Source organism: Candidatus Spechtbacterales bacterium, from assembly GCA_040879145.1.
In the GTDB taxonomy this organism is placed as follows: domain Bacteria; phylum Patescibacteriota; class Minisyncoccia; order Spechtbacterales; family 2-12-FULL-38-22; genus JAWVZY01.
The window spans coordinates 1-5,138 of record JBBDKX010000021.1 but is presented as its reverse complement, the minus strand read 5'-3'; the positions used below and the strand labels follow the sequence as shown (position 1 = coordinate 5,138).

6 protein-coding genes are annotated in these 5,138 nt (G+C 42.4%); all 6 read left to right on the top strand.

The features are described from left to right. The coding region (locus tag WDZ40_02005) for a hypothetical protein (GenBank protein MEX0877622.1) at positions 1 to 197 on the top strand (197 nt) is incomplete at its 5' end. Then, positions 119 to 643 (top strand): hypothetical protein, encoded by a 525-nt coding sequence (locus tag WDZ40_02000; protein MEX0877621.1) that lies wholly within the window; start codon positions 119 to 121, stop codon positions 641 to 643. The genes WDZ40_02005 and WDZ40_02000, both read left to right, overlap by 79 nt. 4 nt (positions 644 to 647) lie before the next feature. Continuing rightward, positions 648 to 1,073 (top strand): dUTP diphosphatase, encoded by a 426-nt coding sequence (gene dut / locus WDZ40_01995; GenBank protein ID MEX0877620.1) that lies wholly within the window; start codon positions 648 to 650, stop codon positions 1,071 to 1,073. A gap of 120 nt (positions 1,074 to 1,193) precedes the next feature. Further along, positions 1,194 to 1,805 carry a dTMP kinase gene (tmk, locus tag WDZ40_01990; protein ID MEX0877619.1) on the top strand — a complete coding sequence of 204 codons (612 nt, stop codon included), beginning with the start codon at positions 1,194 to 1,196 and terminating at the stop codon, positions 1,803 to 1,805. A gap of 71 nt (positions 1,806 to 1,876) precedes the next feature. Further along, a complete protein-coding gene (thyX, locus tag WDZ40_01985) occupies positions 1,877 to 2,797 on the top strand; it encodes an FAD-dependent thymidylate synthase (protein MEX0877618.1) in 921 nt (306 codons plus the stop codon). Between the two features lie 316 nt (positions 2,798 to 3,113). Next, a complete protein-coding gene (gatB, locus tag WDZ40_01980; GenBank protein MEX0877617.1) occupies positions 3,114 to 4,754 on the top strand; it encodes an Asp-tRNA(Asn)/Glu-tRNA(Gln) amidotransferase subunit GatB in 1,641 nt (546 codons plus the stop codon). Positions 4,755 to 5,138: the final 384 nt, after the last annotated feature.

Here is a 5,138-nt window from a genome sequence, read left to right as displayed (position 1 = left end):
ATCTGAAAATCCTTGATTGTCGAGCTTTTTACAAGTACAAGGCCACCAATGATAGGTGGGCTTTTGTTTTAGTGATGTCTATGATAAAAAGAGTAGAGTACTTAAATAAGGAGTTTTTATGCAGAGACCAAATTGGGACGAATTCTTTTTTGCGCTTGCGCACATATATTCCACGCGCGGGACATGTGACAGGCTAAAGACAGCTTGTGTTTTGGTTGATAAAAACAAGAGACTGGTTGGCGCGGGATATAATGGCGCGTTGCCTAAAAATCCGCAATGTGATGATGTGGGACATTTGATAATAGAAGGGCATTGTGTCCGGACATTGCATGGTGAAGAAAATGCCATTTTGTACAGCACGGCTAACCTTATAGGGGCTAGCGCCTACATTATAGGGACTCCATGCATTAGGTGCACCACGAAACTTATTGCCAAAGGCGTTAAAGAGATTAAGTACACAGGCGAATATAAAAATTCGGAAGGGAAAGAACATATTTTTGATTTGGCTGAGCGCAATGACGTAAAGTTAGAGCATGCAGACTTTGATTTTGTAGGCACTATGGAGAAAATGACAGATATTCTCAAAGATAAGGGTGGCGCTCTGCACATAAAAGAAGTTGTTAACTCAAATAAGGATATCTAAATCAATGAAGATCTTTGTACAAAAACTGGATCCATCCGCGAAGTTACCCTCGTATGCGCATGAGGGTGATGCCGGGATGGATCTTTTTTCTTTTGAAGACGCGATACTACTTCCTGGAGAGAAAATTTTAATCTCTACAGGCATAAAAATAGCTATACCGAGCGGGTATGGCGGTTTTGTTTGGGATAAAAGCGGTATTGCAACTAAGCATCACATAAAAACAATGGCAGGCGTTATAGATTCAAATTACAGGGGAGAGCTTAAAATTGCTCTAACCAACCTTGGAAAAGAGAGTTATAATATAAAAAAAGGTGAAAAAATAGCTCAGCTTGTTGTTAAGCCAATTAGCCGGGCTCAAATTAAGGAAACCGAAGAGTTTGATGAAACAGAAAGGGGAGAAGAGGGGTTTGGGAGTAGTGGATTAAAATAGTGTAGCCATGAACCGCGAGAGCTGCTTAAAAGAAAGTTTGCCTGCCTGCCGGTTTACATGCCGATTGGCATGCAGGCAGGGCTCCGCTATTTAAGAACAATTTTAAATTATAAAACTACAATGGAAAACAAAAAAGGAAAATTTATAGTAGTAGAAGGAATAGATGGTTCAGGTTCTACAACGCAGGCCGCAAAAATGCATCAGTTTTTGCAATCCCATCAACTCAAAAGCCATCTTACAAAAGAGCCGACAAATTATCTTATTGGTGGCTTAATACGCAGTTGGCTTACAGGTGACTGGTCTTCTTCTCCAATGTGCCTTCAGCTTTTATTTACCGCCGACCGCGCCCACCACTTGGAAAAGGAGGTAATACCTATGCTGGAGAAGGGTATAAATGTAATTTCAGACAGGTATTTTTATTCAACAGTAGCTTATGGCTCTCTTGATATTCCCGATGCTGATTGGCTATATGAGATAAACAAGCATTTCCTTAAACCGGACTTGGTTTTGTATTTGCGCGTTGGCGCTGTTGAGGCTATGGAGCGCATGGCTGCAAGCAGGAACGGCTTTGAACTTTTTGAAAAAGAAAAACAGCTGCGCGAAGTTATAAAGCACTACGAAGAATTTACAAATAGGTTTGATTATGTAATGCCTGTGGACGGCACCCAGGAGGAGGCAAAGGTTTTTGAAAACATAAAAAGCATACTTCATAAAACCTTAAATATAGAATAGGTTTTTTATTTGTATAGGCTGCGATTGTATGCTAAAATCTGTTTAAAGTTCTTAAAATATAAGGAGGGATAATGAAGGAAGTACCCCAAAGAATAGAAGGCACCGAAGAAGGTGCTTTAACTTTGCGCCCTGGTAGCGAGGGCGCCGAGAAATGGCTTTACCGGCCTATTAAGTGCTTGGATCATGGATTTGTATACCTGGTTGACTATATGGGCAATGACGATGCCGTAACCGAGGCAGCACGAGTATCTTATGGAAAAGGTACAGAGAAGATCAGCAATAACAAAGGGCTTATTAGATATTTGCGTCGGCATGATCATACGACGCCTTCAGAAATGGTTGAATTCAAGTTCCATTGCAAGATGCCAATTTTTGTCGCTCGCCAGTGGATACGCCATCGTACCGCTAGCGTGAATGAATATTCGGGAAGATATTCAATTATGTCGAATGAATTCTATATGCCTGATGCCAATTTCTTTGCAAAGCAGTCAACAGGCAACAAGCAGGGCAGAGGGGAAGAATTGACCCCTGAACAGAAGGCGCGCGTGTCGGAGCTTTTAAAAGAGGATTATGAAAGAAGCTACGCGCACTACGAGGAATTTATTAGCGAAGATTTTGACCTTGCGCGCGAGCTTGCACGCGTAGGCCTTTCTGTTGCTAATTATACGCAATGGTATTGGAAAATAGATTTGCACAATTTAATGCATTTTTTGCGCCTGCGCATGGATTCGCATGCTCAGTATGAAATAAGAGTATTTGCAAACGCTATGGCAAGAATTGTGGAAGATGCCGTTCCTGTTTCCTTTGGTGCGTTTAAGGATTATCAGTTAAACGCGACCAAACTTACGGGTCCCGAGAAAGAAATAATTGCTACAAACAGTTGGCCTATGGATAGGGAAACAGTTGCTCAGATCGTTTTTGAGCGTCTTAATAATAAGCGTGAGACAAATGAATTTCTTGAGAAACTCTCCGAACTTAACCTCCTTAAGTAATAAGTTAACCCCCTTAGCCCCCTAATTAGTAACTGAAATACTTCTTAGAAGCAACATAAAAACCGTATGTTAGGCGCAAGCAGCGACGCGATGCCAGAGCATCGTTAGCTGTGAAGCAACAACGCATACGGTTTTTTTATGTTGCTTCCCAAGGGTCGGGCGCATATTTTCCATATCCTTTGTTTTCCTCATTCATGCACTTTTGTGCATTTCATTCGTCAGGCCTAGGCTATGAAAAATGTCCGCTCGGCTAAGTGAATTTCATTTACTAATTAGGGGGCTTTATATAAGGGGTTTTTTATATTACGATATAGTCATGGCAAAGTATAAACCCACAATTGGATTGGAGATTCACGCTCAGTTAAAAACCAGGACAAAAATGTTCTGTGACGATCTTAACGACCCTTTTGAGACACACCCTAATATTAATGTGTGTCCTGTGTGCATGGGGCATCCCGGAACATTGCCTGTACCCAACAAACAGGCAATAGAGCATGTTGTTCGCGTAGGTTTTGCCCTAAACTCTGAGATATCAGAGAGGTCTAAATTTGATAGAAAAAATTATTTTTATCCTGACCTGCCAAAGGGATATCAGATATCACAATATGACATCCCTTTTTGTAAAGGAGGTTATTTAGACATAGAGACGCCCGGCGAGCACCTACCTGCGCCCAGTGACTTGTCTGCGCGCAGTGCGCAAGCAGAAGCGCCTGCCCGCGCGGAGTACGCAGGCGGGCGGCAGGCAGGCCTACCTGCGCCCAGTGACTTGTCTGCGCGCAGTGCGCAAGCAGAAGCGCGGCAGGCAGGTGGGGAAGAGTTTAAGCGTATAGAAATAGAAAGGGTGCATTTAGAAGAAGACACAGGGCGCCTCGCGCACTCAGAAGACGGAAAAGAAACCTATGTAGATTTTAATCGCGCAGGCTTACCATTGATGGAGCTTGTAACAAAGCCGGTTTTAAATAGCGCAGAAGAGGCGCGTAAATTTGCGCAGGAGTTGCGCCTAATTTTAAGATATCTTAATGCCTCAGACGCTGATATGGAAAAGGGACAAATGAGAGTAGAGGTAAATATATCTCTATCGCCTGAAGGCCAAAAAGAGCTTGGCACTAAAGTAGAGTTAAAGAATTTAAATTCTCTACGCGCGGTTGAAGATGCAACAGCTTACGAAATAAAACGCCAGACCGAACTTCTGGAAAACGGAGAAAAAGTAGAGCAAGCAACACGTGGCTGGGATGAAGTAAAAGGCGAGACCTTTACCCAGCGCTCTAAAGAGGAGGCGCACGATTACAGGTATTTTCCTGAACCCGATATACCTCCTGTGGTGTTAACTCCGGAACATGGTTTTGATCTGGAAGCTATAAGGGCATCTTTACCCGAACTTCCACAAGCAAAGAAGAGTCGTTTTATAGAGCAGTATAATTTAAACACAGAAACTGCCGATATATTTATTACAGAATACGAATTAGCAAACTATTATGAAGGCGCCGTCTCAGAGGCTTTAAGGTGGGGCAAGGATAAAAATGTAAAAGACGAAGAAAAGATAGTTCAGCTAACGACAAACTATATAGTAAAAAATTTAAGAACACTTACTTCAAACAGCGAACTTCCTATTGGTGAATTAAAAATAACAGCGGAAAATTTCGGCGAACTTATTGGCATGATAGCTTCAAATGAGATATCCTCATCCGCTGCTCGCGAAGTATTGGAAGAAATGTTTACCACAGGTAGAGATCCCTCGGATATAGTTGAGGAAAAAGGGTTAAAACAGGTAAGTGATGAGAGCGCTGTAGAAAAGATTATTGATGAGGTAATAAGCGAACAAGAAAAAGCTGTAAACGATTATAAAGCAGGGGAGGATAGTGCGCTTAAATTCCTCGTAGGCCAGGTAATGGCAAAATCAAAGGGTTCAGCAAACCCCCAAGTAGCTACCGAGCTTTTTAAAAAGAAGCTCGGATAAGGTAAAGGATTTATCTTTACTTTTATTTTGTTGTTTCGCGCTGCGGTACTCATTCCACCCCTCATTTGCGAGCAAGTGAGGGGCTGAGCTCAGTCGAAGCCTTTATCGAAGGGTTATCCACAGGGTACCCCTCCACAAAACATAGAAATCTTTATTTTTTTGGTGTATGATAAGTTATGGTAGAATATAAGTATATATAAATAAGATTATCATGCAAAACCATGCAAAACCCAAACCAACCCAACCCAACCCCCCTCTCTTTAGAGGAATACTAAAGAATCTCTACCTACCCGGCAGACAGGCCTGCCTGTGCGTGAACGCACGCAGACAGGCCTGCCTGTGCGTAGCACGCAGACAGGCAAAAATGCTTGGAACACTTACAGT

Bases quoted from the DNA above. Each gene is read 5' to 3' on its own strand.
- gatB (MEX0877617.1), top strand. From the start codon at position 3,114: ATGGCAAAGTATAAACCCACAATTGGATTGGAGATTCACGCTCAGTTA.
- thyX (MEX0877618.1), top strand. From the start codon at position 1,877: ATGAAGGAAGTACCCCAAAGAATAGAAGGCACCGAAGAAGGTGCTTTA.
- dut (MEX0877620.1), top strand. From the start codon at position 648: ATGAAGATCTTTGTACAAAAACTGGATCCATCCGCGAAGTTACCCTCG.
- tmk (MEX0877619.1), top strand. From the start codon at position 1,194: ATGGAAAACAAAAAAGGAAAATTTATAGTAGTAGAAGGAATAGATGGT.
- WDZ40_02000 (MEX0877621.1), top strand. From the start codon at position 119: ATGCAGAGACCAAATTGGGACGAATTCTTTTTTGCGCTTGCGCACATA.